General features: G+C 43.8%; 21 protein-coding genes and 3 tRNA genes. 9 read left to right on the top strand and 15 right to left on the bottom strand.

Annotated elements, in window-relative coordinates; translation table 11 throughout:
• The first annotated feature begins 1 nt into the window (after nt 1).
• The gene (locus tag ACVBIO_RS08855; protein ID WP_447161217.1) at nt 2–1396 is read left to right on the top strand and encodes an SLC13 family permease; all 1395 of its coding nucleotides are present in this window, start codon (nt 2–4) and stop codon (nt 1394–1396) included.
• Nucleotides 1397–1482: 86 nt separating this feature from the next.
• On the opposite strand, the gene ACVBIO_RS08860 is transcribed toward ACVBIO_RS08855, so the two are convergent.
• The 6 genes from ACVBIO_RS08860 to pspA form a co-directional block, all read right to left on the bottom strand.
• Nucleotides 1483–2664: a trans-sulfuration enzyme family protein gene (locus ACVBIO_RS08860; RefSeq protein WP_447164117.1), complete on the bottom strand. Its 1182-nt coding sequence runs from the start codon at nt 2662–2664 to the stop codon at nt 1483–1485.
• A gap of 351 nt (nt 2665–3015) precedes the next feature.
• Nucleotides 3016–4131: a TIGR01620 family protein gene (locus tag ACVBIO_RS08865; protein WP_447161215.1), complete on the bottom strand. Its 1116-nt coding sequence runs from the start codon at nt 4129–4131 to the stop codon at nt 3016–3018.
• A gap of 43 nt (nt 4132–4174) precedes the next feature.
• Nucleotides 4175–5620: a YcjX family protein gene (locus ACVBIO_RS08870; RefSeq protein ID WP_447161214.1), complete on the bottom strand. Its 1446-nt coding sequence runs from the start codon at nt 5618–5620 to the stop codon at nt 4175–4177.
• A gap of 105 nt (nt 5621–5725) precedes the next feature.
• Nucleotides 5726–6118, bottom strand: a complete 393-nt coding sequence (gene pspC, locus ACVBIO_RS08875; protein WP_447170344.1) for an envelope stress response membrane protein PspC — start codon at nt 6116–6118, stop codon at nt 5726–5728.
• Between the two features lie 65 nt (nt 6119–6183).
• Complete coding sequence (gene pspB / locus ACVBIO_RS08880) at nt 6184–6417, bottom strand: envelope stress response membrane protein PspB (protein WP_447161212.1); 234 nt, start codon at nt 6415–6417, stop codon at nt 6184–6186.
• Between the two features lie 21 nt (nt 6418–6438).
• Nucleotides 6439–7116 carry a phage shock protein PspA gene (pspA, locus tag ACVBIO_RS08885; protein ID WP_447161211.1) on the bottom strand — a complete coding sequence of 226 codons (678 nt, stop codon included), beginning with the start codon at nt 7114–7116 and terminating at the stop codon, nt 6439–6441.
• Between the two features lie 177 nt (nt 7117–7293).
• Here pspA and pspF point away from each other — a divergent pair, with 177 nt between their 5' ends.
• From pspF to fabV, 7 genes are all read left to right on the top strand, one after another.
• Nucleotides 7294–8367, top strand: coding sequence for a phage shock protein operon transcriptional activator (gene pspF, locus ACVBIO_RS08890; RefSeq protein ID WP_447161210.1), 1074 nt, complete (start codon nt 7294–7296; stop codon nt 8365–8367).
• Between the two features lie 64 nt (nt 8368–8431).
• A complete protein-coding gene (locus tag ACVBIO_RS08895) occupies nt 8432–10060 on the top strand; it encodes an ABC transporter substrate-binding protein (protein ID WP_447161209.1) in 1629 nt (542 codons plus the stop codon).
• The gene (locus tag ACVBIO_RS08900) at nt 10060–11091 is read left to right on the top strand and encodes an ABC transporter permease subunit (RefSeq protein ID WP_447172428.1); all 1032 of its coding nucleotides are present in this window, start codon (nt 10060–10062) and stop codon (nt 11089–11091) included. Before ACVBIO_RS08895 ends, ACVBIO_RS08900 begins: the two co-directional genes overlap by 1 nt.
• A complete protein-coding gene (locus ACVBIO_RS08905; protein ID WP_447161207.1) occupies nt 11078–11968 on the top strand; it encodes an ABC transporter permease subunit in 891 nt (296 codons plus the stop codon). The genes ACVBIO_RS08900 and ACVBIO_RS08905 overlap by 14 nt, the downstream gene beginning before the upstream one ends.
• A gap of 4 nt (nt 11969–11972) precedes the next feature.
• Complete coding sequence (locus ACVBIO_RS08910; protein ID WP_447161206.1) at nt 11973–12980, top strand: peptide ABC transporter ATP-binding protein; 1008 nt, start codon at nt 11973–11975, stop codon at nt 12978–12980.
• On the top strand, nt 12961–13746 hold the full coding sequence (locus tag ACVBIO_RS08915) for a peptide ABC transporter ATP-binding protein (RefSeq protein ID WP_447161205.1): 786 nt from the start codon (nt 12961–12963) through the stop codon (nt 13744–13746). Before ACVBIO_RS08910 ends, ACVBIO_RS08915 begins: the two co-directional genes overlap by 20 nt.
• Before the next feature lie 178 nt (nt 13747–13924).
• Nucleotides 13925–15127, top strand: coding sequence for an enoyl-ACP reductase FabV (gene fabV, locus ACVBIO_RS08920; RefSeq protein ID WP_447172429.1), 1203 nt, complete (start codon nt 13925–13927; stop codon nt 15125–15127).
• A gap of 492 nt (nt 15128–15619) precedes the next feature.
• On the opposite strand, the gene ACVBIO_RS08925 is transcribed toward fabV, so the two are convergent.
• The 9 genes from ACVBIO_RS08925 to ACVBIO_RS08965 all read right to left on the bottom strand — a co-directional run bounded on the left by ACVBIO_RS08925 (nt 15620) and on the right by ACVBIO_RS08965 (nt 24658).
• Nucleotides 15620–17485 (bottom strand): SurA N-terminal domain-containing protein, encoded by a 1866-nt coding sequence (locus ACVBIO_RS08925; protein WP_447172430.1) that lies wholly within the window; start codon nt 17483–17485, stop codon nt 15620–15622.
• Between the two features lie 214 nt (nt 17486–17699).
• A complete protein-coding gene (locus ACVBIO_RS08930; RefSeq protein WP_447161596.1) occupies nt 17700–17972 on the bottom strand; it encodes an HU family DNA-binding protein in 273 nt (90 codons plus the stop codon).
• 256 nt (nt 17973–18228) lie between these two features.
• Complete coding sequence (gene lon / locus ACVBIO_RS08935; protein WP_447172431.1) at nt 18229–20586, bottom strand: endopeptidase La; 2358 nt, start codon at nt 20584–20586, stop codon at nt 18229–18231.
• A 148-nt stretch (nt 20587–20734) separates the two neighbouring features.
• Nucleotides 20735–22012, bottom strand: coding sequence for an ATP-dependent protease ATP-binding subunit ClpX (gene clpX / locus ACVBIO_RS08940; RefSeq protein ID WP_447161594.1), 1278 nt, complete (start codon nt 22010–22012; stop codon nt 20735–20737).
• Between the two features lie 84 nt (nt 22013–22096).
• A complete protein-coding gene (gene clpP, locus ACVBIO_RS08945; RefSeq protein ID WP_447161593.1) occupies nt 22097–22708 on the bottom strand; it encodes an ATP-dependent Clp endopeptidase proteolytic subunit ClpP in 612 nt (203 codons plus the stop codon).
• 89 nt (nt 22709–22797) lie between these two features.
• On the bottom strand, nt 22798–24102 hold the full coding sequence (gene tig / locus ACVBIO_RS08950) for a trigger factor (protein ID WP_447161592.1): 1305 nt from the start codon (nt 24100–24102) through the stop codon (nt 22798–22800).
• A gap of 255 nt (nt 24103–24357) precedes the next feature.
• A tRNA-His gene (locus ACVBIO_RS08955) sits at nt 24358–24433 on the bottom strand.
• 8 nt (nt 24434–24441) lie between these two features.
• A tRNA-Arg gene (locus ACVBIO_RS08960) sits at nt 24442–24518 on the bottom strand.
• A gap of 63 nt (nt 24519–24581) precedes the next feature.
• Nucleotides 24582–24658: transfer RNA gene (locus ACVBIO_RS08965), tRNA-Pro, on the bottom strand.
• A gap of 477 nt (nt 24659–25135) precedes the next feature.
• Here ACVBIO_RS08965 and folD point away from each other — a divergent pair.
• Nucleotides 25136–25990: a bifunctional methylenetetrahydrofolate dehydrogenase/methenyltetrahydrofolate cyclohydrolase FolD gene (gene folD / locus ACVBIO_RS08970; RefSeq protein WP_447161591.1), complete on the top strand. Its 855-nt coding sequence runs from the start codon at nt 25136–25138 to the stop codon at nt 25988–25990.
• The last annotated feature ends 249 nt before the right edge of the window (nt 25991–26239 follow it).

Consider the following 26239-nt stretch of genomic DNA (forward strand, 5'->3'; position numbering starts at 1 on the left):
AATGTCATTTGAATCAACAAAAGTACCCGATAATACCGATGGCATGATGTCAAAACAGCAGAAAAAGTTAATCATTTTGGCTGCTGATATCATACTGTTATTTTTGATGTATAACTTCCTTCCCTTCGAACAAGGCGTTAATACGGGTTTAGCCTTGCTGGTATTTACAGCAATTCTGTGGTTAACAGAAGCCATTCATATCAGTGTCACAGCAATTCTAATTCCAATTTTGGCCGTTCTATTTGGTGTGTTCGAAACACAATCGGCAATGAGTCACTTTGCGAACCCTATCATTTATCTATTCTTTGGTGGTTTTGTGCTAGCTGCTGCGTTAAACCACCAAGGTATTGATAGGTTGATTGCCCAGAAAGTGCTTGGCGCTTCGAAAGGTCGCCTTTCAGTAGCCTGTGTGATGCTATTTGGGATCACCGCGGGTCTATCTATGTGGATCAGTAATACCGCCACAACCGCAATGATGTTACCTCTTGCTCTTGGTATTTTGCATCAAATCGATATCGCTAAACATAAAAGCACCTACCTGTTTGTGTTGCTAGGTATCGCCTACTCGGCCAACATCGGCGGGATAGGTACCTTAGTGGGCAGCCCGCCTAATGCGATTGCGGCTGCTCAAGTAGGACTATCTTTTGCCGATTGGCTTGAGTTTGGTCTTATTACTGTCGCAATTATGCTGCCAATGATGCTGATTGCACTTTATTTGTACTTAAAGCCCGATCTTTCGATGATCTGTGAAGTGAAAGCCGAGCAGCAGTCATTGAACTTCCAAGGTAAATTAACCCTACTTATTTTCATTTCAACAGTGTGCTGCTGGATTTTCAGTAAACCTCTTTCACAAGCCTTAGGCGGCATCGCTAAATTCGATACAATTGTAGCCCTGAGTGCGGTTGTACTATTGGCAGGTCTTGGGTTAGTCCAATGGAAAAAAATTGAAACCACAACAGATTGGGGCGTACTTATCCTATTCGGTGGCGGCTTAACCTTAAGTGCTGTACTTAAAGCAACGGGCACAAGTGTATTTCTAGCCCATTGGATCACCGATATTTTTGGTAATACCCACATGGCGCTATTTACATTTGCAGTAATAGCCTTTGTGGTCATGTTAACTGAATTTGCCAGTAATACGGCCAGTGCAGCATTATTGGTTCCGGTGTTTGCTGCCATAGCCGAAGCTTTAGGGCTGTCACCTGTTATGCTGTCAGTATTAATTGGTATCGCTGCATCTTGTGCCTTTATGCTACCTGTTGCCACACCACCAAACGCTATCGTTTATGGCTCCGGTTATATTAAGCAGTCTGAAATGATGAAGGCTGGTGTGATTATCAACTTTATCAGTATGGTAGTGCTTTATATCATCGCGCATACTTTCTGGGATATTTAACCCAACACAAAAGAGCCCAACCTTAGGTCGGGCTCTTATTATTCATTGTAAAAATCAGCAAGTATTAACCTCACACGAATTGGTTATTACCCCAGCTTATCTAAGCCCGCCTCAAGTGCCTGAATAATATCTTCTACCGATTCTAGTCCCACCGAGATCCGCAGCAAATTATCCGTGATCCCCGCTCGACTTCGCTCTTCATCTGTATAAGGAGAATGTGTCATTGAAGCTGGGTGCTGGATAAGCGATTCAGCATCGCCAAGACTGACCGCAATAGAAAATAACGGCAACTGATTAATAAAGCTTATCGATTCCTCAAGGCTGGCATCAAGCTCAAACGCTATTACGCCGCCCGCTCTTCGCATCTGCGTTCCAAGCAATTTATGACCAGGATGGCTTTTAAGTGCTGGGTAGTACACCTTAGATATTTTCGGGTGGTACTCAAGGTAACTAGCGATTTTTTCAGCATTATCACAATGCCTTTCAAGGCGAACATCTAAGGTTTTTAATCCTCGCAGGATGAGCCATGCATCATGGGGAGAAAGCACTGCGCCAACATCTTTGAGCACTTCATATTTAATCACCTCCATCTGCTGATGACTCGCGCAGATCAGCCCGGCAATAACATCACCATGACCATTGAGGTATTTAGTGGCGCTGTGAATAACAATATCGATCCCATGCTTGATGGGTTGCTGCAATAAAGGCGTCATAAAGGTGTTGTCCACCACACTCACCAAATTGTGCTGCTTAGCGATACCAGCTATCAAATCCAGGTTATACACATCTAAATGTGGATTTACCGGTGTCTCGCAAAAAATTACTTTGGTATTAGGCTTTACTGCGGCCTTAATTTCCGCTTCGTCATTGAAATTAACTAATGATACTTCAATGCCGAACCTCACTAACAGCGAAGTCATTAACGAAAAAGTACATCCATAAACTGCATTAGATGCGACTAAATGATCACCATGACTTAAGTTTGCCAATAATGCTGCCGATACCGCCGCCATGCCAGAAGCCGTCGCAGCCGCCGCTTCGCTGCCTTCTAGTGCAGCAATTTTGCGCTCAAGCTCTGCTGTCGTCGGGTTTCCTAAACGCGTGTAAATATAACCTTGTTCAGCTCCCGAAAATCTCGCTCCGCCCTGCTCTGCGCTATCAAACACAAAAGTAGCACTTTGGCATAATGGCGTCACCAGCGCACCGACGGGGTTACTCTCACGTCCAGCATGGATTACTTTTGTGGCGAGTTTCCATCTATCTTGCATATTGCTCTCCCAACTAATTTACACTGACTTTTTAATCGTTGTGAATGTCAGTTAACTCTCTTCAAGCTCAAATGAATTTACCAACCCATTAAATCTAAAAATCAAACAACAGGGCTAACTCTTATGCGCTCAACATGAACTACTCAGGCTAAAGATCATACTATTTGGGAGGAATTTGACTTAAGCAGCATGTAAATTGAATGTTACAGCCAACGGAAAATGTGAGGAGGCAAGTGGGATTATCAACGATGTTTTAGTGAGTGGCTAACTTATAAGTGTTTGCTAAATAGCACTTATAAGTTAGCGCGAAGCCTCAGTCGCGAGCATCATCAAATCGTTTAACATAACAAACTAGTCTTTATGGACCGTTGTCTTCTCTGCTTTAACGCTTTTAGACAATACGCTCGCCGATAGCTCTTTTAGACTGAGTAGCAGTTCTTTATGGATCCCTGAAAGCTTAGGCTTAGATTGCGCAGTAAACTCAAGCGGACGACATAATGCCATTGCTTGGTAACCGAGCCTTGCCGTTAGCAGTCCGCCACCTAGCCCTTGAGCGAGTCTGGCAGATAATTTACCTGACATCTCTACCGACAACAATTGAGTGCCTAAGTCGGTAATAATCTCGCTCGAGCCGGCGTAGATAATATTGCCTATAATGCTGCGGATCAGTTTTATGCGACTCCAATAACCCAGCTCAACGCCATAACAAGCTGCAAGCTTATTAATCATGCTCTGGTTACGCCAAAGAATAATCGCCATATCTAACATCGCTAAAGGACTCGCAGCCAGTAATAAAGCCGATTCTTGAGCAAAACGTCGCACAATTTTTTTAGCGGCTAAATCACGCTCACTCAATACCAGTGAATCGAACAATATGAGTTTTTCAGCGTCGTTATGTTCCGCTGTAACACTTTGCTGATATCGACTAACCTGCACGGTTTTAGGGAGTTTCTCAATGATCTCATCAATAAATGGATCGGCCTCTCCCATCTGCATGCTGTGCACTAAACGGTTACCAACACTTTGACTGTCTTCGATAGCCTTTAAGGCTTTTAGCTTTCGCCATTCAACAAAGGTCATCTTACCAGCCCATAATGTCACAAGAACGGTGACACTGGCATAAAGGCCAAATAACCAACTACTCTGTAAAAAAGCCGCTTGTAGGCTAAGAACGGCTTCTACAACCACGACCACAGCGATACCGACTAGGCACAACCTCCCCAACCAACTGCGTTTACGCGTTAAGTGCGGATCTTTTGTCGTTTCTTGCGCTAACGGATCAAACGCCGCTAAACGCTCGTCAACTAGGGTTTCAAGCTCTGACTCTGAGAAGCTAGCGGTTTCGATAAACTCGAGCTGTGGATCAAAGCTAGTCGCTGCAGCTAGCTTTATATCTGTCTCATTGCTATCAGAGTCACTATTGTCGAATCGTTGTTGTTTTTTAATGGAATTATCACCTTGTGACATACACACTCACTCGTCTAACGTTTACCTAAAGACTGATCTAGTATTATTTCAACTTGTCACCGAGCAAATACTGTAAAACATGATCTAAACGTATGTGCTCAAAATCGGCGTTACTGCGCTGCGGATGTTGATTCACTGCTGGCGCAAAATTGACAAACTCAAAGCCCTGATTATCCCAAAAATCAGCAGAGGGTAAAGACTTAGGCACCTCTCCTGGAAACAGGGTCACAGGCTCTTGCTCGCTAAGCTCGGTGCCACGTACCACTTCTATTTCGCGTCCATCTTGTTTGACCATGCCATGGCTAGTTGATTTAATCGCACTGATCGCCATGGTTTCAACCTCACAACCCTCAAACTTAGCGTGTTGCTGACTTTGATGAACCAATTGAGTCAATAAAGATAAAACATTGCCTTGCTGATCACGAGTAACATGGTCAACTTTACTGGCTGCAAACAACAGTTTATCTATTTTTGGCGAGAAAAGTCTTTTGAGTAAGCTCGACTGGCCAAATTGAAAGCTTTCCATCACCGCATGGATTGCTGATTTCATGTCATCAAATTGAGCACGGCCACGGTTTAGTGGGGTAAAGCAATCGACAAGTAATAGCTGCCTATCAAATTTGGCAAAGTAATCATGATAAAAAGGTTTAACGACCCGACTGACATACTCTTTATAGCGCTGCTTTAGCGTGTGATAAAAGCTGTTAGAGGCCGATTGCTCAAGTGTTTGAAAGCCTAACTCATCAATATCAAGCAGCGGAAACAATGCCAAAACAGGCGTGCCATCTAACTCACCCGGTAACAATAATCGCCCCGGCTGAGCATAATAAAATCCATGATTCGTCACGCAGTCTTGCAGTAGCTTTTGGTAACTGTCTGCAATTTGCTGCAGCTTAAGTTCATCAGCTTCGCTGGCCAAATCAATGCTATTAAGTAATTGAGTAAATTCAGCATAATAAGTCGAACACTGAAAAACGGCCTTTCTTTCTACTTGCGTATTTGACCACTGCTGAAATGACAGTTTTAGCATGGGCAGATCGAGTAGCCATTCACCCGGATAGTCGACAATATCTAAATATAAGGTGGCACTATCGGTAAGCTTTGACAGTAAACCTTTAGCTGGACGATATTTTATGGCGAGTCTGAGCTCGCTGATACTACGGGTAGATATTGGCCAGACCCGAGGTTCAGTCGTTAACGACTTCATCGCCCCGTCATAATTAAAACTTGGAATAGTTAAATCAGGTTGCATATCGCGTTTTACGCCATACAAGCGACCATCACGCGCGACTTGCCATAAGGGTAAGTGTGAGCTTGTTTCTGCAATACCGGAATGCAGCAGTTGATTAACAAGGCCAGTAATAAACGCTGTTTTACCCGCCCCAGCCAAGCCTGTAACCGCTAGGCGTAGATTTCTATCGGTTGTTCTAAGCGCAACGGCTTGGGTATTCTTAGTGAGCTTTTTGAGAGAGCGTTTAAGACTTGCCATAAAATGAAGTAAAACTCGTTTTGAGAAAGTTCTAGGGCAGTATAGCCTGCCCCGTCATTGAACTATAGATCATTGCTTATAGATCATTGGCTACAGATGATTCATCTATAAATTATTGATTTGATCTTTAAGATCGTAATTGTCAGAAGTGACGTGACGTTCTAGATTTTGTAGCCTCACTTCTAAAGTTCTAAACTGGCTATTCACATCCCTTAGGGCCATTTTAGCTGGCTCTCCTGATTGCCAAAACTTTTTCTTCAATTCAATCTCTTTGCTTGCAAACTCGTTCTTTCCTGTGCCAGGTTTAATATCCAAGATCATCCAAAGCAACACGTAGATGATCAGCACAATCCCTGAGCCACCCAACAAGAAGATTGAAGCGGCAAGTACTCTAACTAACCAAGTTTCAAAATTGAAGTAATCAGCAATACCGGCACACACACCCGCTATTTTACCTGACTGAGGAATCCGATATAACGTTCGTTTACCATCGTTCATCCTGACTTCCTCCTTGTTATTTAATTAAATAGTGGCGCAGTTCTACAGTAATGAGTCGAGGTTGTTTAATCATTTCGACTCCTCCACTGTGGTGCCTCACTGTCTAAGATTGCTTCTAACGTTTCAATGCGGTGTGACATTTTGTCAGCTTTGGCAATCAGCTCATTAAGCTGGTTAAACTCTTCTTCAGTAAGGCCTTGGCTAACCTGTCTCTTACTGCGGTAATGCAGTATTAACCATATTGGAGCCACGACTACCATAAAAATAATAATCGGGGCCATTAAAATATCCGGGTCCATAACTCACCTCCTTTTAGGTTATTACTTAGTTTTAGTTTTACTGCCCTTCATTTTCGCTTTAAGCGCTTCAAGCTCGGCGTTAACTGAATCTTCAGCTTCTAGCGCAGCGAATTCATCGTTCAGCGTGCGCTTATTACCCAAATCGTATGAATCAACTTGAGATTCTAAATTTTCTACACGACGCTCATATTGATCAAACTTACTCATGGCATTATCAATTTTACTTGAATCAAGCTGCTTCTTTACTTCTAAGCGTGATGAAGCTGTCTGCTTGCGCATGATGATAGTCTTTTGACGTGCTTTAGCATCGGCTAGCTTATCTTGTAGCAAGTTAACTTCTTCTTTAAGACGCAAGATATGCTCTTCAACAACCACTAATTCAGCAGCAAGTGTTTGCGCTAGGTCATTCGCTTTTTGTTTTTCAACTAAAGCCGCTTTCGCAAGATCTTCACGGTCTTTCGATAAAGCAAGTTCAGCCTTATTTTCCCAATCTTGTACCTGCTCTTGTACTTTAGCGATGCGGCGAATGATCTCTTTTTTCTCAGCCAATACTTTGGCAGAGGTAGAGCGCACTTCAACTAACGTGTCTTCCATCTCCTGAATGATAAGACGAACCATTTTCTCTGGATCTTCAGCCTTATCAAGTAATGAACTGATATTCGAGTTTATGATGTCTGCAAAGCGTGAAAAGATTCCCATAATAATTTCCTCTAATTAACGTTGGATTCGATAAATATAATCCACATTCCGTGCCAACTTTCTATTTGCCCAACAATACAACGACTTAAACAATTATTTAACTTTTACTTTCATTTATAAACTGACCGTCATATTATTATTTTCACCACTTATTAGCGTGAAAGACTAAAAATTACTGTGAGAAAGCAATTTCAGCAAGATAACCTGATCGGACAATCCAATGCTTTACTGGAAGTCCTTGAACATATTTCACAAGTAGCGCCTTTATCTAAGCCGGTACTCATTATTGGTGAACGCGGTACAGGTAAAGAGCTTATCGCTGAGCGTTTGCACTATTTATCAAAACGCTGGGATCAAAGCTTTATCAAGCTCAACTGCTCATCGTTAAGTGAAAACTTACTCGAAAGTGAGTTGTTTGGCCATGACTCCGGTGCATTTACCGGAGCGAATAAAAAACATGAAGGCCGTTTTGAACGCGCCGATGGCGGCACCTTGTTTTTAGATGAGCTTGCCAATACTTCAGGGCTAATTCAAGAAAAGTTATTACGCGTAATTGAATACGGCGAATTTGAACGCGTCGGTGGAAGCAAAACGGTACAAACCGATGTGCGCCTTATTTGTGCCGCCAACGAAGATCTTCCCTCTCTTGCTGAAGCGGGTGAATTTAGACCAGATCTACTCGACAGACTCGCTTTTGATGTGATCACTTTGCCCCCCTTAAGACACAGAACAGAAGATATCATGCCACTTGCAGAGTATTTTGCGGTCGGTATGGCAAGACAGTTAAAGCTTGAGCTATTTGAAGGCTTTAGCCCAAATGCAACTAAGCAGCTTATGGAGTATCAGTGGCCTGGTAATATTCGCGAGCTTAAAAACGTTGTTGAACGTAGCGTTTATCGCAATGCCGATACCAACATCGCCATTGATCAGATCATTATTGACCCCTTTGCTTCCCCCTATCGACCAACAAAGCGCGTTAAAACAAAAGAGCGTCAGCAAAGTGTGTCTCCTGAAAACGTTAATTTCACTAACAATGGCACAGAAGTAAGTGCTAACCCAATAACAAAGGTCGACAATACGGTTAACTTCCCTATCGACTTCAAAACACACTGTGAGCAAAACGAAGTAGCTATTCTTAAACTCGCGTTAGAAGCGGGCCAATTTAACCAAAAGAAGACCGCTGAATTGCTCGACCTTAGTTACCATCAACTTCGCGGGATCTTAAAGAAATACAACTTGCTGGATAAATAATTGCTGTTAGCTAGCGGGCACTGTTAAAATGGCTGACAATGTTCAGCTAAAAAATGATTGCTTAATGAAACAGCTGCTAAAGAGAATAAAGTTGATCACCGGGATCGTTGCGATTAACTTGTTACTCATCGCCTGTGGGCCACAGCAAGTTCCCGCGGGTTTAGTCTACTGCTCGGAAGGCAACCCTGAGACGTTTAATCCTCAGTTAGTGACCTCAGGAACGACAATTGACGCCACTTCACAACAAATTTACGACAGTTTAGTCGATTATGACCCGATTTCGGGTGAAATAGTGCCTTCTCTTGCGACCTCATGGGACACCTCTGAAGATGGGCTAAGCTATCGCTTTAAGTTACGATCAGGTGTCAAATTTCATCATACCCCTTGGTTTACACCGACTCGCGAATTAAACGCCGATGATGTGCTGTTTTCTTTTAATCGCATCATAGATAGCAGCAACCCTTACCATCAAGTATCAAAAAGTGGTTACCCTTTCTTTCAAAGTATCGGTTTTAATCAAACTGTCGCCAATATAGAAAAAGTGGCTGATGACGAAGTGATTTTTCACCTGAATCAAAGTGATGCATCATTTCTTGCCAATTTAGCAACCGGTTTCTCTGTTATTTTGTCTAAAGAGTACGCCGATAACCTCATCAACCAAGGAACCCCTGAGCTGCTGGACAGAAACCCTGTCGGTACGGGTCCGTTTAAGTTGGTCAAATATGTCAAAAATGAGCTTATTCGTTACCACCGAAATGATGATTTTTGGCGCACTTTACCTGAATTGGAACAGCTTGTTTTTAATATTACCCCACAAAGTAGTGCCAGATTAACCAAGCTCATCACGGGTGATTGTAGTGTATCTGCGCTCCCTAAAGCTGGCGAGCTACCTGTGATTAAGCGCCACCCTAGCCTTGAGCTTGATACCCAACTTGGTTTCAATGTCGCATTTTGGGCTTTCAACACCCAAAAGAAACCTTTTGATGATGTTCGTGTTCGTCAGGCATTGGCCTACGCCGTCGATAAAAACAACATCCTAAGGGTGGTTTACCAAGAAACAGCGATAAAAGCGACGGGAATGCTGCCCCCCCAGTCTTGGGCCTACCATTACAATAAGAGCCGCTATCAATATAATCCTGAAAAGGCACGCGCCTTGTTAAAGGATGCTGGAATAACCAACCTAAGCATTGATATCTGGGCGATGCCCGTTGCACGTATTTATAACCCTAATGCGCTTAAAACAGCCGAACTAATCCAGGCCGACTTGGCCAATATCGGTGTTAAGGTCAATATTGTCACTTACGATTGGAGTGTATTTAATCAAAAACTTAATCGTAACGACTATGACTCAGTGTTAATTGGTTGGAATGCTGATAATAGCGATCCTGATAATTTCTTTTCACCTATTATGAGTTGTGACTCTCTCGACTCGTCGAGTAACCGTGCCCAATGGTGTAATTTAGAAATGGATAGCATCTTAGCAAAGGCCAAAGCCACGACATCAGAACCCGAACGAAAAATACTTTATCAGCAAGCTGAAGCGTTATTTATCGAACATGTGCCTATGATGACATTTGCCCACGCTACCCAGTTGACCTTTAAAAACAGAAACGTCAAACAAACACAGCTTACTCCTTTTGGCGGGATTTCATTTGAACGAGCCAAAAATATAGCGCCTGAGGGAGACTTATAATGGGTCGATATCTTTTACGCAGATTAAACCTATTTTTTGCCACAACGCTTGTATTAGTTGGCGTGTTGTTTGTGACGACTGAAAATTTCCCCGTTAATAAGGCATTTGCTTTAAGCGGAATAGCGGCCCCGAACGCAGAGCAATTACAGCAAATAGAAGAGACTTATCAGTTAAACGGCAATCAACTAGAGCAGTTTATTGCCTATGCAAAGACGCGTTTGAGTGGCGATTTAGGCTTATCTATCACCTCTCAACGTCCAGTTATTGAAGAATTAACCCAAGCATTGCCTGCTTCATTTGAGCTAGCAACGGTTGCAGGGCTAATTGCAGTACTACTGGGCGTTCCATTAGGGATATTCGCCTCATTAAGTAAGAATAAAATCACCCAACACAGTATTATGGCGATCACCTTAACCGGTTATTCAATTCCGGTATTTTGGTTAGGCCTCACCTTATCACTCTGGTTTGGTGTCGAACTTGGTTGGCTTCCAGTATCAGGGCGGATTAACCTATTATATGAAATCGAGCCAAAGACCGGATTTATGCTAATCGATACCCTCTTCTCTGACTCGGTATACCGTTTCTCCGCATTTAAAGATGCCCTGTTTCATATTATATTACCCTCGATAACCCTAGCCGTATTGCCTTTTACAGTGGTGGTACGAATTACCCGCGCCGCCATGTTAAACATTATGGACCAACCTTACATTAAGGCAGCTGAAGCTCGCGGATTACATACTGGAACAATTGTGCTACGCCATGCGCTGCCAAATGCGCTTATTCCCGTGCTAAAAAACTTGGGGTTAATGCTGGGGACTTTTGCAAGTTACGCCATGATTGTTGAAGTTATCTTCTCCTGGCCCGGAGTCGGCAACTGGTTAGTATCGGGTATTTATCAGCGTGATTACACAGTGATCCAAGGTGGCGTGTTAGGCGTTGCACTTATCATCATTTTTTTAAGCATCTTAATTGAAGTACTTCATAACGCTTATAATCCGCTAAGCAGGAAAGAACTTTATGCCGCGAATTAGAATTTATCAAGAAGACCATATCCCTTCGCCAATGCAAAAGGTGTGGCAGGCATTTGCTGATAACCCGTTCGCATTAATAGGGCTTTGGGCTGTATGTTGTTTACTTATAGTGGCAATTTTTGGCCCATGGATAGCGCCATTTTCACCAGAGCAACAGGATCCATTGGCACTGCTTTTACCGCCGTCTTGGGATGCGAGTGGCACGGTTGAGCACTTTCTCGGGACCGATGATTTAGGCCGAGATATCTTTAGTCGCTTGCTTCACGGTGCGCACCTTACGTTTGGCATGGCGCTGGCTATTGTACTGGCGTCCTTGTTAGTCGGTTTCATCATTGGCTCAATTTCTGGCATGATGAAGGGGCTAAAATCATCAATTTTAAGCCACCTTCTCGACGCGCTGTTATCCATTCCATCTTTATTAATGGCAATATTGGTTGTAGCGGTTATGGGGCCAGGATTAGATAACGTATTTTGGGCTGTGGGTATAGCCCTAACGCCACAGTTTGTAAGGGCAATTCACCAAGCTGTGCACGAAGAACTGCAAAAAGATTACGTGACAGCGGCCAAGTTAGACGGCGCTAACTCAGTACAGGTTTTTTGGTATGTCATTATGCCAAACGTATGGGAAACCGTGATAATCCAAACGACGCTGGCCATTTCAGCTGCGATTTTGGATATTGCAGCACTGGGATTCTTAAACCTTGGAGCGCAAGCCCCAAGCCCTGAATGGGGCGCTATGGTGTCTCAAGGATTAGATAACTTATTGACCGCACCTTGGACTGTAACCATCCCAGGTGTTGCTATTTTATGTAGCGTGCTTGCTATTAACTTAGTCGGTGATGGTTTGAGATCGGCGTTATCGCCCATCAGAAATTAATACTATGCCTTTACTTGATATACGTAACCTCACCATTGAACTTGATACGCCTCAAGGGCGAGTCAAGGCTCTGGAGCGCGTTAGCTTAACCATAAACCCCGGCGAATTACACGGCCTTGTGGGTGAGTCAGGCTCAGGTCGTACTCTACTCGCTCGCGCGATTTTAGGGGTGCCTGGCCATAACTGGACCATTACTGCTGATCGTATGATGTGGGATGGCCAAAACCTAATGGACATGTCTACCAAGCAGCGCCGCAATTTAATGGGCAGTGAAATCGCAGTCATATTCCAAGATCCTACAGGTAGCCTAGATCCAGCGATTACAGTGGGTAGTCAGCTCGTTGAAGCCATGCCTCAAGATAAACAAGTTTCATTTTGGAAACGCAATAAAGCGCGTAAAGCAACGGCGCAAAAATGGTTGCATAAGGTTGGTATTAAAAACACTGAAGAGGTCATGAGCAGTTATGCTTGGGAGCTCTCTGCAGGTGAGTGTCAGAAAGTGATGATAGCAATGGCCATTGCCAATCAGCCACGCCTATTGATTGCAGATGAGCCCACAGACTCGATGGAGATCAGCACTCAAGCGCAGATATTTAGACTTTTAAGTAAACTTAATCAACTACACAATGTATCCATTTTACTTATCAGCCATGAATTAGAAACCTTATCGGGCTGGTGCGATCAGCTGACCGTACTCTATTGCGGTCAAGTGATGGAATCGGGCCCGACATCCGAACTCCTCGAGCAACCATTTCATCCTTATACTAAAGCGTTACTCGATAATATGCCCGACTACTCCGGAGTATTGGCCCATAAATCCGTGATGAAAACCTTACCTGGATCGTCGCCAGCATTGCAACATCTGCCTATAGGTTGCCGACTTGGACCGCGCTGCCCGCAGGCGCAGAAACGTTGTGTTAGTAAACCTAGTTTGTGCCATAAAAAAGGCCGCTATTTTGCTTGTCATTTCCCCTACCACAGTGAGCCATGCAATGACGACACCACTTCTTAAAGTTAATGATCTCAGTAAAAGTTATTATGCTGGCTACAAACGTTTTAAGCGTCAATACAACAAGGCGCTTTCACCGGTATCATTTGAGTTAAACCAGGGTGAAACATTAGCCATTGTTGGTGAAGCGGGTTCGGGCAAGAGTACAATAGCTCGAATTTTGGTCGGTGCGGAAATTAGAAGTGGCGGAGAGATTTTCTTCGAAGGGGAACCATTAGATAAACACGATCTAAAACAGCGTTGTCGCCTGATCCGCATGATTTTTCAGGATCCCAATACCTCACTTAACCCAAGGCTGACCATTGGCGAATTGTTGGATGAACCCCTGAAATTTAATACTAAACTGGATAGTCGTGAACGCAAGGCCCAGGTGATTGATAAGCTTAGAAAGGTTGGCCTATTACCGGAGCATATTGAATTTTATCCACATATGATCTCTGAAGGACAAAAACAGCGCGTTGCCGTAGCGAGAGCTTTAATGCTTGACCCAAAAATTATCATTGCTGACGAAGCCTTAACCGCCCTCGATCTATCAGTAAGATCACAGATCTTAAACCTATTGCTCGAACTGCAACAAGATATGGGGCTGTCTTATATATTCGTGTCCCATAATATGAATATTATCCGCCATGTCAGCGATAAAATAATGGTACTTAAAAAAGGGGTGATGGTTGAGAAAGCAACTACAGAACAATTGTTTAATGCACCTCAACATGAATACACCCAAAGGCTGATCCAAGAGCAAAGTTTGTTTACCCGAAAAAAATAACAAGGGTTTGTTTCGCTTTGACTGGGCATAAACTCGTAGGATTAGGCCTCTAAGGCCTCTTTTCCAGTCTGTAAACTGCTCCAACCACTGATAAAAAAGCCGATTTTCAACAAAAACGAGTGCCATTTGATGTCGGTTTAATTATCCTAGAGACAATTTTTTAAGAGAATCAAAAAATATGATCATCAAACCTAGAATCCGTGGTTTTATTTGTACTACGACCCATCCTGTTGGCTGTGAAGCTAATGTTCTTGAGCAAATCAACTTTACCAAAGCTAAAGGCAAAATTGCTAACGGCCCTAAAAAAGTATTAGTCGTTGGCTCATCGAGTGGATACGGTCTGTCTTCACGCATCACAGCCGCTTTTGGTAGCGATGCCGCCACGTTAGGTGTGTTTTTTGAAAAGCCAAGTACTGAAACTAAACCTGGCACAGCGGGCTGGTATAACTCAGCGGCATTTGACAAGTTTGCTAAGGCAGAAGGCCTTTACTCTAAAAGCATCAACTGCGACGCTTTTAGCCACGAAGCAAAGCAAAAAGCGATTGAAATTATCAAGCAAGACCTAGGTCAGGTTGATATGGTGGTCTACTCACTCGCTTCTCCTGTTCGAAAAATGCCTGACAGTGGTGAGCTAATTCGCTCATCTTTAAAGCCAATCGGTGAAACTTATACTGCAACCGCTGTTGATACCAACAAAGACATTATCATCGAAGCAACGGTAGAGCCTGCATCTGAGCAAGAAATTGCCGATACTGTCACAGTAATGGGCGGCGAAGACTGGGAACTATGGATGCAAGCCTTATCTGAAGCTGGCGTGTTAAGCGATAACTGCAAAACCGTTGCTTACAGCTACATCGGCACCGAGCTGACATGGCCTATCTACTGGCATGGTGCACTGGGTAAAGCTAAGATGGACCTCGATAGAGCCGCTCACGCGTTAGATACTAAGCTTTCTGCTACTGGCGGTAGCGCTAACGTTGCAGTACTTAAGAGTGTTGTGACTCAAGCAAGTTCTGCCATCCCTGTTATGCCTCTATATATTGCGATGGTATTTAAGAAAATGCGCGCAGAAGGCTTACACGAAGGCTGTATCGAGCAAATCAACCGTATGTTCAGTGAACGCCTATACAAGGCTGATGGCACTGCGGCTGATGTCGACGATTCAAACCGTCTTCGTTTAGATGACTGGGAGCTTCGTGAAGAGATCCAGCAACATTGCCGTGACATGTGGCCACTAGTGACCACTGAAAACTTAAGCGAGCTGACCGATTACCGTGAATACAAAGAAGAGTTCTTAAAACTGTTCGGTTTCGGTATCGAAGGCATCGATTACGAAGCTGACGCCAACCCAAATGTTGAGTTTGATGTGGTTTCAATTTAACGAGCAACCGCTAGGTTTGGTTCGATAATAAAACGCCGCAATAGTACATTGCGGCGTTTTTTATTGCGCCTTCGCAAGCTCCTTCACCCTACCGCGTGCCTAACTGACTTTGTCGTCAGGCCTATCTCTGAGTACCGTTGAAATTAAATATTGCTTCATCCAAAAAACAACGAGGGCAGTAGAAAAAGCAGTAAGCTTTTAATCTTTATCTTCGTGAAAGCTAACCGCTTCGTGGTAAAAAGTTCTGAATTAAAAATCAATGCGATACACCACGAAGGACATAGAGCGCTGCGCTACACGAAGAAATCCATCGGCAAGATTAACTATAAGATAATAGCTTTGCTTTTTTGCTCTCCTTCGTGATCTCCGTGAAAGCGGAGCGCTTCATAGTGTGGCAGTTTATTCAGCCCATAAAAAAACCGGCCTCAGCCGGTTTTTTAATGCCTCTATGAGGCGCACTGCTATTTATTAGTAGCGCATATTCAGCAATTCTTATTCAGCAACAGGGTATAAAACCTCACCCTTAGCTTTTAGCGTTGCAATCACAGCGCGGTAATCGTTTTCACTGTACTGAGAGCTCAAACGTTGCTTCAGTGCATCAAGCAAAGACGCATCAACGCCTTCAGCCGCATTCACTTGCTTCAACACAACAACTGCATAACCGTTTGCTAGCGCTACAGTATCAACAGATGGCTTATCTGTAGGCTGTGCCATTGCAAAAGCTTTATTCACAATCGCGCCATCTACATCTTGAGCAAAGCGTGCAAGCTTATCTTGAACAACAAAATCAGCAGGTACACCAGACGCTTCCACAGCAGTCATCAGCTCTTGTGCTTGCTTGCGTGCAGCTTCATTAGCTTGCTCTTGCTTTAAGCGGTTAGCAATTGCATTACGCACATCAGCTAAATCCATTGTGCCTGCCGCTTTATGGGTATTGACGCGAATAACCACAACATGGTTCGGCTCAACTTCTAATACATCACTGTTCATACCATCGAGTAGCACATTCGAAGAGAATGCTTCATTGAGCAACTCTGGCTTGCTAAATAGTTCTGGCGGATTAGAACGAGTAAACTCAGCGGTGGTTTGAACTTCAACACCAAGATCCTTCGCCGCTTCAACCAGCGTATCAGGTACTTCGTAACTGCTATCAGCCAATACTTGCTGTAGCTCGTAGAACTTATCTACCGCTTGCTTATCTTGCAGCTGAGCAATAATTTTCTCTTTAACATCAGCAAATGGTGCTTGAGCGCCAGGCTGAATATCAAGCGCCTTAATAATGTGGTAACCAAAGTTTGTTTTCACAACATTTGAGTATTCACCTTTATTAAGTGCAAATAGCGCTTGGTCAAATTCAGGCTCCATTACGCCCGCTTCAAACCAATCTAGTTGACCGCCTTGCTCACCGCTAAAGGTATCTTCAGATTCAGTCTTGGCTATTTCTGCAAAATCCGCACCGTCTTGAAGCTGCTTATAGATTGCTTCTGCTTTAGCTTTCGCTGCAGAATCATCATCACCTAACTGCACTAAAATATGCGCAGCTAAACGCTTCTCTGCTTGAGTATACTGAGCTTGGTGTTCGTCGTAGTAAGCTTGTGCGTCAGCATCTGTTACAGTTACATCGCTAGCTAAGTCTTTTGCATCAAGTTCAATGTAATCAAGACTCACAACTTCTGGGCGAATAAATTGGCCAAGGTTTGAATCGTAATATGTCTTGATCTGCTCATCGGTCACACTGATATCAGCAAGGAACGGTGTTGCATCGATAACTTTGTAATCAATGTCACGAGTTTGACCTTGAAGATCAGCTAAATGCTTAGCTTCACCAGGTAAAACAAATTCAGAGCCTATTAACGTCGCAACAAGTTGGCGGCGAGTCATATCAGTACGCATCATGTCGCGAAAAGAGTTGGCTTGGTAGCCTAGCTGACGCAAAATAGCTTGATAACGGTCATTATCAAAGTGGCCATCAGTTTGGAATGCTGGCTCAGCCTTGATAGCAGCGATAACCTGTGCATCAGATACGCGCAATCCTAACTCTGCTGCGTTTTGATCCAGCAGCTTCTCAGCCACTAAACGCTCCAACACACTTTGCTTAACACTTTGCATATAGTTGTCATCTGCAGACAAGGTGGCAAACATGTCGCCTAACTGTTGCTCCAAACGACTACGTTCGTTTTGATATGCTTGTTCTAAAGCTGAGTTGCTGATCTCTTCACCATTTACGGTAGCAGCTGCAACCTCAGTTGAAGAACCCAAATAACTACTTACACCTGTAAATGCAAATGAAAGTATCACTAGGACTAATATGCTTTTAGCAATGACACCCTGTGAGCCTTCGCGAATCTTTTCTAACATCAGACTTCTCGCTTGTTGCGATTAATAAAATAAAAAGGCGCATCACTGTTTGGATGCGCCTTTTTGTAATTTAAAGGAGGAGAAAATAAAAAACCTTCAGACTCCTGCTGGCAAAATTAAGGTGATACTTAACTTGTGCCCTTTCTATTTGTAAAAAGCACTGACAATCAGTGCTTTCTTCAAAAGCCTTACAAAGGCTGCATTGCTAACTTTATTAGTTAACAGCGTCTTTTAGAGCTTTACCAGCTTTGAACGCTGGAATATTTGCTGCAGCGATTTTGATCTCAGCACCCGTTTGTGGGTTACGACCAGTACGCTCTGCACGTTGACGCACTTCGAAAGTACCGAAACCAACAAGAGCAATCTTATCGCCTTCTTTAAGGCCGTCAGTAATAGCGCCGATGAAAGAGTCTAATGCACGGCCAGCTGCCGCTTTAGAAATGTCAGCACCAGAAGCGATTTTCTCGATTAGTTCAGATTTGTTCATGTCATCCCCTTGAATGTAATTTGTGCGCCGCACCCAAATTCTTGTCTAGAGCGGTCTGCGGAGGCTTTTTATAACAAGCTTAGAACCAAAGTTCAAGCCTTATAGGAAAACCAAATAAATAAATTAGGATACTACTCAAAACCAGTCACTCCAAGGGCTGGAGCGACTGACTCTCCACAGACTTAGGCTACCACAGCTTGATAGCTAGGTAAGCCCTTTTTACTGTTTTTTTAAAGCATTCCTGCAATTTATTGCGTTAGTCCACGTTTTCTACGACTTCGAAGCCTTCAACTGGTCGCTCTAACGCCAACTTAAGTACCTCATCAACCCATTTCACCGGGTAAATTTTCAGATCGGCAATAACGTTTTGAGGAATTTCTTCCAAATCACGCTCATTTTCTTTTGGAATAAGAACAACTTTCGTTCCACCACGATGGGCAGCCAGTAGTTTTTCTTTCAACCCGCCGATAGGTAATACTTCACCGCGAAGAGTAATCTCACCTGTCATTGCTACATCAGCACGCACAGGGTTACCTGTTAAGCTCGATACCAGTGCTGTACACATTGCTGCGCCAGCCGATGGACCATCTTTTGGTGTCGCACCTTCTGGTACGTGCACGTGAATATCACGCTTTTCGTAAAAGTCAGGGTTAATGCCTAGCTGCTCTGCACGCGCACGAACAACTGTCATTGCCGCTTGAATCGACTCTTGCATTACATCGCCAAGTGAACCGGTATAAGTCAGCTTGCCTTTACCGAGCACTGAAGTGGCTTCAATCGTTAGCAAGTCGCCGCCAACTTCAGTCCACGCCAAACCAGTAACTTGTCCGATTTGGTTATTAGACTCAGCTTTACCGTAGTCACAACGCTGTACACCCAGAAATGACTTAAGGTTATCTTGGTTAACTTCAACGTGCTTAATGCTCTTATCCAGCAAAATCTGTTTAACCACTTTACGGCAAATTTTTGATAATTCGCGCTCTAATGCACGTACGCCCGCTTCACGAGTGTAGTAACGAATAATGCCGATAATAGCACTGTCATCTACTGTCACTTCTTTCGCTTTTAGGCCGTTACGCTCAATCTGCTTCGGCAGCAAGTGTTGCTTAGCAATATTGAGCTTTTCATCTTCGGTGTAGCCCGACAAACGAATCACTTCCATACGATCTAATAATGGACCAGGAATATTCATCGAGTTAGATGTCGCCACGAACATCACATCAGATAAGTCATAATCGACTTCCATATAGTGATCACTAAACGTTGAGTTTTGCTCTGGATCTAACACTTCAAGCAATGCAGAAGCCGGGTCACCGCGCATATCACTGCTCATCTTGTCGATTTCATCGAGCAAGAACAGTGGGTTTTTAACGCCCACTTTAGCCATTTTCTGAATAACCTTCCCTGGCATTGAACCAATATAAGTACGACGATGACCACGGATCTCGGCCTCGTCACGCACGCCGCCTAAGGCAACACGTACATACTTACGACCGGTTGCTTTAGCAATTGACTGACCCAGAGAGGTTTTACCTACACCTGGTGGCCCAACTAAACAAAGAATCGGGCCTTTAAGCTGCTTTACTCGGCTTTGAACCGCTAGATACTCAAGAATGCGTTCTTTGACTTTTTCAAGACCAAAGTGGTCTGTATCTAATACATCTTGTGCTTTAGCCAAGTCACGTTTAATTTTTGATCGCTTATGCCAAGGCACTGAGACCATCCATTCAACATAACTTCTCACCACAGTTGCTTCAGCAGACATGGGTGACATCATTTTTAATTTATTCAGTTCAGCAGAGGCTTTTTCTTTTGCCTCTGTAGGCATTTGCGCCTCTTCAATCTTTTTCGCTAAACTTTCAAATTCATCATGAGAATCGTCAATATCACCCAGCTCTTTTTGAATCGCTTTCATTTGCTCATTCAAATAGTACTCGCGCTGACTCTTCTCCATCTGCTTTTTCACACGGCTACGAATGCGTTTCTCAACCTGTAACAGGTCAATTTCAGCTTCCATCATCGCCATCAAATATTCGATACGCTCGCTAACATTAACCATTTCAAGCACAGACTGTTTGTCTTCAAGCTTAAGTGGCATATGGGCAGCCATGGTATCAGCAAGTCGTGCAGCTTCATCGATCCCTGACAACGAGGTCAATACCTCTGGTGGGATCTTCTTATTGAGTTTGATGTAACCTTCAAATTGCCCAACAGCTGTACGAATAAGCACTTCCTCTTCTTTTTCAGACAGAGGTTCTGACTCAAGGTAGTGAGCAGTCGCTTGAAAAATCTCATCTTGCTCAGAGTAGTTGTCGATGCGTGCACGCTGCCCGCCTTCAACCAATACTTTTACCGTGCCATCTGGCAACTTAAGTAACTGTAAAATCGACGCGACTGTACCAACGTCAAAAATATCATCGCTAGTTGGATCGTCTAACTCTGCATCTCGCTGAGCGACTAAAATGATTTGCTTATCTTGCTCCATTGCTTTTTCTAAGCAACGAATAGATTTCTCTCGACCGACGAATAACGGAATTACCATGTGGGGATAAACCACCACATCTCTTAGTGGTAGTACGGGTAGTTCGATTCGCGCATCACGCTCTAGGGTCATAGCTCGATTCCGTTTTTTATGATTACTAATGAGTATATTGGGATGATTGGATAGGATTCAATGGCGAAAAAAAATTATTTAAAAAAGTGTACAAAAAAGGAGCCAATTTGGCTCCTTTTCAACTCACCATCAAACTATAGGTGAAATTTTATTCAGCTGTTGCAGCTTGCGCTTCGTTGTTAGCGTAAATCAGTATAGGTGTTGATTCACCTTTAACCACTGATTCATCGATAACCACTTTAACAACATCATCTGTCGATGGAAGATCATACATAATATCAAGTAGGATCCCTTCAACGATTGAGCGAAGACCACGAGCACCGGTCTTACGAGTTTGCGCTTTAAGGGCAATCGCCTTTAACGCATCTTCTCTAAACTCAAGCTCTACATTTTCCATCTCAAATAATGCAGCAAACTGTTTAGTGATCGCATTCTTTGGCTCTGACAGAATTTGGATTAACGCTTCATCGTCAAGCTCAGACAGTGTCGCAAGTACAGGTAGGCGACCGATAAACTCTGGGATCAAGCCGAACTTAACTAAGTCTTCTGGTTCCACTTCTAACAGTGAATCCGAGATAGTCTTCTTATCAGCTTCACCTTTTACTTTGGCGCCAAAACCAATACCAGTACCGACATGAGCACGCTGTTCGATGACTTTTTCCAGACCAGCGAACGCACCGCCACAAATAAACAAGATCTTAGAGGTATCAACCTGTAAAAACTCTTGCTGTGGATGCTTACGACCACCTTGTGGTGGTACTGCTGCAACAGTACCTTCGATCAGCTTAAGTAGTGCTTGCTGCACCCCCTCACCCGATACGTCACGCGTAATTGATGGGTTGTCAGACTTGCGACTGATTTTATCAATCTCGTCGATGTAGACAATACCACGTTGCGCTTTTTCAACGTCGTAGTCGCATTTTTGCAGTAGCTTCTGAATGATGTTCTCGACATCTTCACCTACGTAACCCGCTTCAGTTAGCGTTGTCGCATCTGCCATCGTAAATGGTACATCAAGAACACGTGCCAACGTTTCGGCTAACAAGGTTTTACCGCTACCGGTTGGACCAATTAGCAAGATGTTACTCTTGCCAAGTTCTACGCCATCTTTAGGGCTCGCATTTTTAAGACGCTTGTAGTGATTATACACTGCGACTGCAAGCACCTTCTTCGCTTTATCTTGACCGATTACATAATCATCCAAATGCGCTCTTAGCTCATGAGGCGTAGGCAACTTGTCTTGATCTTGCTTTGGTGAGATCTCTTTAATCTCTTCTCTAATAATGTCATTGCAGAGTTCAACACACTCGTCGCAAACATATACAGAAGGCCCAGCGATGAGTTTTCTTACTTCATGCTGGCTCTTACCACAAAAAGAGCAGTACAGCAGTTTTCCGCCGTCACCGTTACCTTTGTCTTCACCCATTACTTTACCTCTGTTTGCAGTAATCCTACTGCCTAAATCTTTTCATTACTTCATATTTGAGCATAGCTCAGAGGAGAGTAAAAATCAGCCTCGTTTTGCTATCACTGAATCGACCAATCCGTATTCAGCAGCTTCAGCTGCGCTCATGAAGTTATCACGGTCTGTATCACGTTCAATCACTTCAAGAGGCTGGCCAGTATGCTCAGCTAACATAGAGTTAAGCTTGTTCTTAATGCCCAGGATCTCTTGAGCATGAATAGCAATATCTGATGCCTGACCTTGGAAGCCACCTAATGGCTGATGGATCATTACTCTTGAATTTGGTAAGCAATGGCGCTTGCCTTCTGCACCGCCTGCTAATAAAAATGCGCCCATGCTCGCCGCTTGACCAATACACACTGTGCTCACATTTGGCTTAATAAACTGCATAGTGTCATAAATAGCCATACCCGCAGTCACGCTGCCACCTGGTGAGTTAATGTATAGATAGATATCCTTATCTGGGCTCTCTGATTCCAAAAACAGTAACTGAGCAACGATAAGGTTAGCCATATGTTCTTCAACTTGGCCAACGAGAAAGATCACTCGCTCTTTTAAAAGGCGAGAATAGATATCATATGAACGTTCACCCTTAGCTGTCTGTTCGACAACCATAGGAACGAGTGCGTTAAGTACTGATTCTGGCGCTTTGTGCATGATTAACTTCCCTAAATAAAAATGGCCCGCATGAGGAACCTCATACGAGCCATTATAAATGGCTAATAGCCATTTAAGTCAAGCGATGGTTACGCGCGACCTGTAGCCTTGTTCATAAATTCTTCAAATTTGACTGCTTTTTCAGTCAAAGTTGCAGTTTTTAACAAAGCTTCAACCGCTTGCTCTTCTAGAGCAACGTTACGCATGTTCTGCATAAGTTCTTCGTTACCATTGTAGTATGCTACAACTTCACTTGGATCTTCGTATGCAGAAGCCATAGAAGCGATCAAACCTTGAACACGCTCATCTTCAGCTTTAAGCTCGTTAGTCTTGATCACTTCGCCAAGTAGTAGACCTACTTTAACGCGACGTGCAGCTTGCTCAGTGAATAGATCAGCTGGTAGCTCAGGCATGTTTGCAGCTTGGTCGCCGAAACGTTGCATAGCTTGCTTGCGCAATACTTCAACTTCGCCGTCGATTAGTGCTGTTGGCAATTCGATGTCGTTTTGCTCAACTAGACCATTAAGCACTTGCTCTTTAACATTCGCTTTAAGCGCTTGCTCAAGCTCACGGCTCATGTTTTTGCTGATTTCAGCGCGAAGAGCATCGATGCCACCTTCAGTGATACCGAATAATGTAGCAAACTCATCGTTAACTTCAGGAAGGTTAGCCGCTTGAACTTCGTTCAGAGTAATAGCGAAAGTTGCTACTTTACCCTTCAAGTTTTCTGCGTGGTAATCTTCAGGGAAAGTCACTTCGATATTGAACTCTTCACCTGCTTTGTGACCTTCAACACCAGACTCGAAACCTGGGATCATACGGCCGCTGCCTAGTTGTAGTTCGAAATCGTCAGCTTTGCCGCCTTCAAACTCTTCACCGTCGATTGAACCAACAAAGTTGATTTTAGCTTTGTCGCCTTCAGCCGCTGCGCGGTCTGCTACTTCAAAAGTAGCGTGTTGGTTACGTAGCGTTTCAATCATAGCGTCAACGTCAGCTTCTGTTACTTCAGCAGTAGGCTGCTCAACAGTGATTGACTCTAGACCTTTTAGCTCTACTTCTGGGTAGATTTCAAAAGTAGCAACAAACTCAAAGTTTTCGCCTTCAGTTGAACCAGGAGTTAACGTTGGTGCGCCTGCTGGGTTTAACTTCTCAGCAATGATTGCTTCAACGAAGTTACGCTGCATCACTTCACCAGTGATATCTTGACGAATTGCATTACCATAACGCTTATTAATAACGCTTACAGGTACTTTTCCTGGACGGAAACCTGGGATACGGGCACGCTTAGCTTCGCTTTTTAATGCTTCTTTAACAGTGTTCTCGATCTGCTCAGCAGGTACAGAAATTGTTAGGCGACGCTCTAGGCCTTGTGTGGCTTCAACAGAAACTTGCATTTTTTTACCTCGAAATATGTCTATCGTCCTTTGCAATAGTCGAAAAATCAACTATTCAGGTATTCGTTTCTTGATCCGTAAATTTCACCAAAATGCCCATAATTACTGAAGATCGGCACAGGTATCTTTTAGTTGATAATTATCAAGACGCGACATTATAGCTATGGAATGCGCCAGAGTCGAGCCTCAAAGCGTGATTTACAGGTGTAAAAAAAGCGACCTGAGGTCGCTTTCTTAACTTCTTTGCAGAATGAGTGGGGTGACTGATGGGGTTCGAACCCACGACAACCGGAATCACAATCCGGGACTCTACCAACTGAGCTACAATCACCACAAAAATGGTACGCCCGGCAGGATTCGAACCTGCGGCCACCCGCTTAGAAGGCGGGTGCTCTATCCAACTGAGCTACGGGCGCTCGGTAATGAAATAAATTCCATTTCCTGAACTGGGCAACTAACGTGTCACGCTAGTTTAAATGTGGTCGGTGATAGAGGATTCGAACCTCTGACCCTCTGGTCCCAAACCAGATGCGCTACCGGGCTGCGCTAATCACCGAAATTTGAAACCTAATGTAAAGTACGTTTTCACGCTGGGACACCCTTTACTGTTTCTGGCTCTCAAGGACAACAACTTGCTGCTCGTTGAGAACGGAGCGCATAGTACCCCCGCACCTAAAAGTCGTCAATGACTTTTTTAAAAAATACACTCACATGGCTATTTAACACACTAACGGGTGCAGCTTTGACCATTGTGGCCAAAATTAAGACTACGCAGAGTGATTTGCTGCTAATGACTAACTAAAGTGACATAACTGGTATTTAAAACCAAACTTCAATACAGTTAATACTGCAATCAATTGCCTAAAGCTTAATACTGCAACCAAATGACTAAGCTAACCTTGTTCCATACAGAAAGTTATTATCCGTATATTAGAATTGTTTGTTAACAGTCTAAATCAATGACACCCTTGGTCTGTCCTGTTAAAATGCAGCCGTTTTCCATTATCGCGTCGTATAAAGGACACCAACCCCAATGACAGCCCAAAACATCGATGGTAAAGCGATTGCGCAAACCATTCGAACACAGCTCAAAGATAAAGTCACCGCCCGTAAAGAGGCTGGTCAAAGAGCCCCAGGTTTAGCCGTAATTCTTGTTGGAGCAGATCCTGCATCGCAAGTTTATGTCGGCAGCAAGCGCAGAGCCTGTGAAGAAGTCGGTTTTATATCTCGTTCTTACGATCTAGACTGCAGCACATCAGAAGACGCCTTATTGTCACTCATTGATGAATGTAACGACGATCCAAGCATAGATGGGATCTTAGTTCAGCTACCTCTTCCAGAGCATATCGAAGAATCGAAAGTTATTGAGCGTATTCGCCCAGACAAAGATGTAGATGGCTTCCACCCCTATAACGTTGGCCGTTTAGCTCAGCGGATCCCAGTACTTCGCTCATGCACTCCCATGGGGATAATGACACTGATCCAATCGACAGGTATTGATACCTTTGGTTTAGATGCTGTTGTCGTCGGCGCATCTAACATCGTTGGCCGCCCAATGTCACTGGAGCTGCTATTAGCAGGCTGCACGACCACAACATGCCATCGTTTTACCCGTAACCTTGAAGATAAAGTAAGACAAGCCGATTTAGTCATTGTAGCAGTGGGTAAACCTGGGTTTATTCCTGGCGATTGGATAAAGCCCGGCGCAATCGTTATCGATGTAGGTATTAACCGTTTGGAAAGCGGTCAGCTTGTAGGTGACGTACAGTTTGATGAAGCTGCCGAGCGTGCAAGTTTTATCACGCCAGTACCTGGCGGTGTAGGTCCGATGACGATCGCAAGCCTACTTGAAAACACGCTATATGCTTGCGAGCAGTATCACGATTAACAGAAGGTTCTAGGTTTAAAACAAGGTCCTAGGAAAAGCAGCTAACAGCCAAGACGGAAAAGCTATTTCCATGATATTCCATCTATCCATGTGTGGTGGTATAAATATTCCAGACCTAGTTACTCAAAAAAGAGATACCACACCTTTCCATCCATGGGGTGTGGCATAAGTGTTCCAGACCTAGTTACTCAAAAAGAAAAGCCTGCATTAAGCAGGCTTTTTTGATGTCTTACATCAGAGCAATCAGTG

This window comes from Shewanella sp. 0m-8, from assembly GCF_052977265.1.

Excerpts from the sequence above, each read along its gene's own strand:
- ACVBIO_RS08930 (WP_447161596.1), bottom strand. The coding sequence starts at position 17,972 with ATGAACAAATCTGAACTAATCGAGAAAATCGCTTCTGGTGCTGACATT.
- fabV (WP_447172429.1), top strand. The coding sequence starts at position 13,925 with ATGATCATCAAACCTAGAATCCGTGGTTTTATTTGTACTACGACCCAT.
- pspC (WP_447170344.1), bottom strand. The coding sequence starts at position 6,118 with ATGAACGATGGTAAACGAACGTTATATCGGATTCCTCAGTCAGGTAAA.
- ACVBIO_RS08870 (WP_447161214.1), bottom strand. The coding sequence starts at position 5,620 with ATGGCAAGTCTTAAACGCTCTCTCAAAAAGCTCACTAAGAATACCCAA.
- pspA (WP_447161211.1), bottom strand. The coding sequence starts at position 7,116 with ATGGGAATCTTTTCACGCTTTGCAGACATCATAAACTCGAATATCAGT.
- ACVBIO_RS08900 (WP_447172428.1), top strand. The coding sequence starts at position 10,060 with ATGGGTCGATATCTTTTACGCAGATTAAACCTATTTTTTGCCACAACG.
- clpX (WP_447161594.1), bottom strand. The coding sequence starts at position 22,012 with ATGGGTGAAGACAAAGGTAACGGTGACGGCGGAAAACTGCTGTACTGC.
- ACVBIO_RS08910 (WP_447161206.1), top strand. The coding sequence starts at position 11,973 with ATGCCTTTACTTGATATACGTAACCTCACCATTGAACTTGATACGCCT.
- lon (WP_447172431.1), bottom strand. The coding sequence starts at position 20,586 with ATGACCCTAGAGCGTGATGCGCGAATCGAACTACCCGTACTACCACTA.
- folD (WP_447161591.1), top strand. The coding sequence starts at position 25,136 with ATGACAGCCCAAAACATCGATGGTAAAGCGATTGCGCAAACCATTCGA.
- ACVBIO_RS08915 (WP_447161205.1), top strand. The coding sequence starts at position 12,961 with ATGACGACACCACTTCTTAAAGTTAATGATCTCAGTAAAAGTTATTAT.
- ACVBIO_RS08855 (WP_447161217.1), top strand. The coding sequence starts at position 2 with ATGTCATTTGAATCAACAAAAGTACCCGATAATACCGATGGCATGATG.
- tig (WP_447161592.1), bottom strand. The coding sequence starts at position 24,102 with ATGCAAGTTTCTGTTGAAGCCACACAAGGCCTAGAGCGTCGCCTAACA.
- ACVBIO_RS08860 (WP_447164117.1), bottom strand. The coding sequence starts at position 2,664 with ATGCAAGATAGATGGAAACTCGCCACAAAAGTAATCCATGCTGGACGT.
- ACVBIO_RS08865 (WP_447161215.1), bottom strand. The coding sequence starts at position 4,131 with ATGTCACAAGGTGATAATTCCATTAAAAAACAACAACGATTCGACAAT.
- ACVBIO_RS08905 (WP_447161207.1), top strand. The coding sequence starts at position 11,078 with ATGCCGCGAATTAGAATTTATCAAGAAGACCATATCCCTTCGCCAATG.
- ACVBIO_RS08925 (WP_447172430.1), bottom strand. The coding sequence starts at position 17,485 with ATGTTAGAAAAGATTCGCGAAGGCTCACAGGGTGTCATTGCTAAAAGC.
- clpP (WP_447161593.1), bottom strand. The coding sequence starts at position 22,708 with ATGCACAAAGCGCCAGAATCAGTACTTAACGCACTCGTTCCTATGGTT.
- pspB (WP_447161212.1), bottom strand. The coding sequence starts at position 6,417 with ATGGACCCGGATATTTTAATGGCCCCGATTATTATTTTTATGGTAGTC.
- ACVBIO_RS08895 (WP_447161209.1), top strand. The coding sequence starts at position 8,432 with ATGAAACAGCTGCTAAAGAGAATAAAGTTGATCACCGGGATCGTTGCG.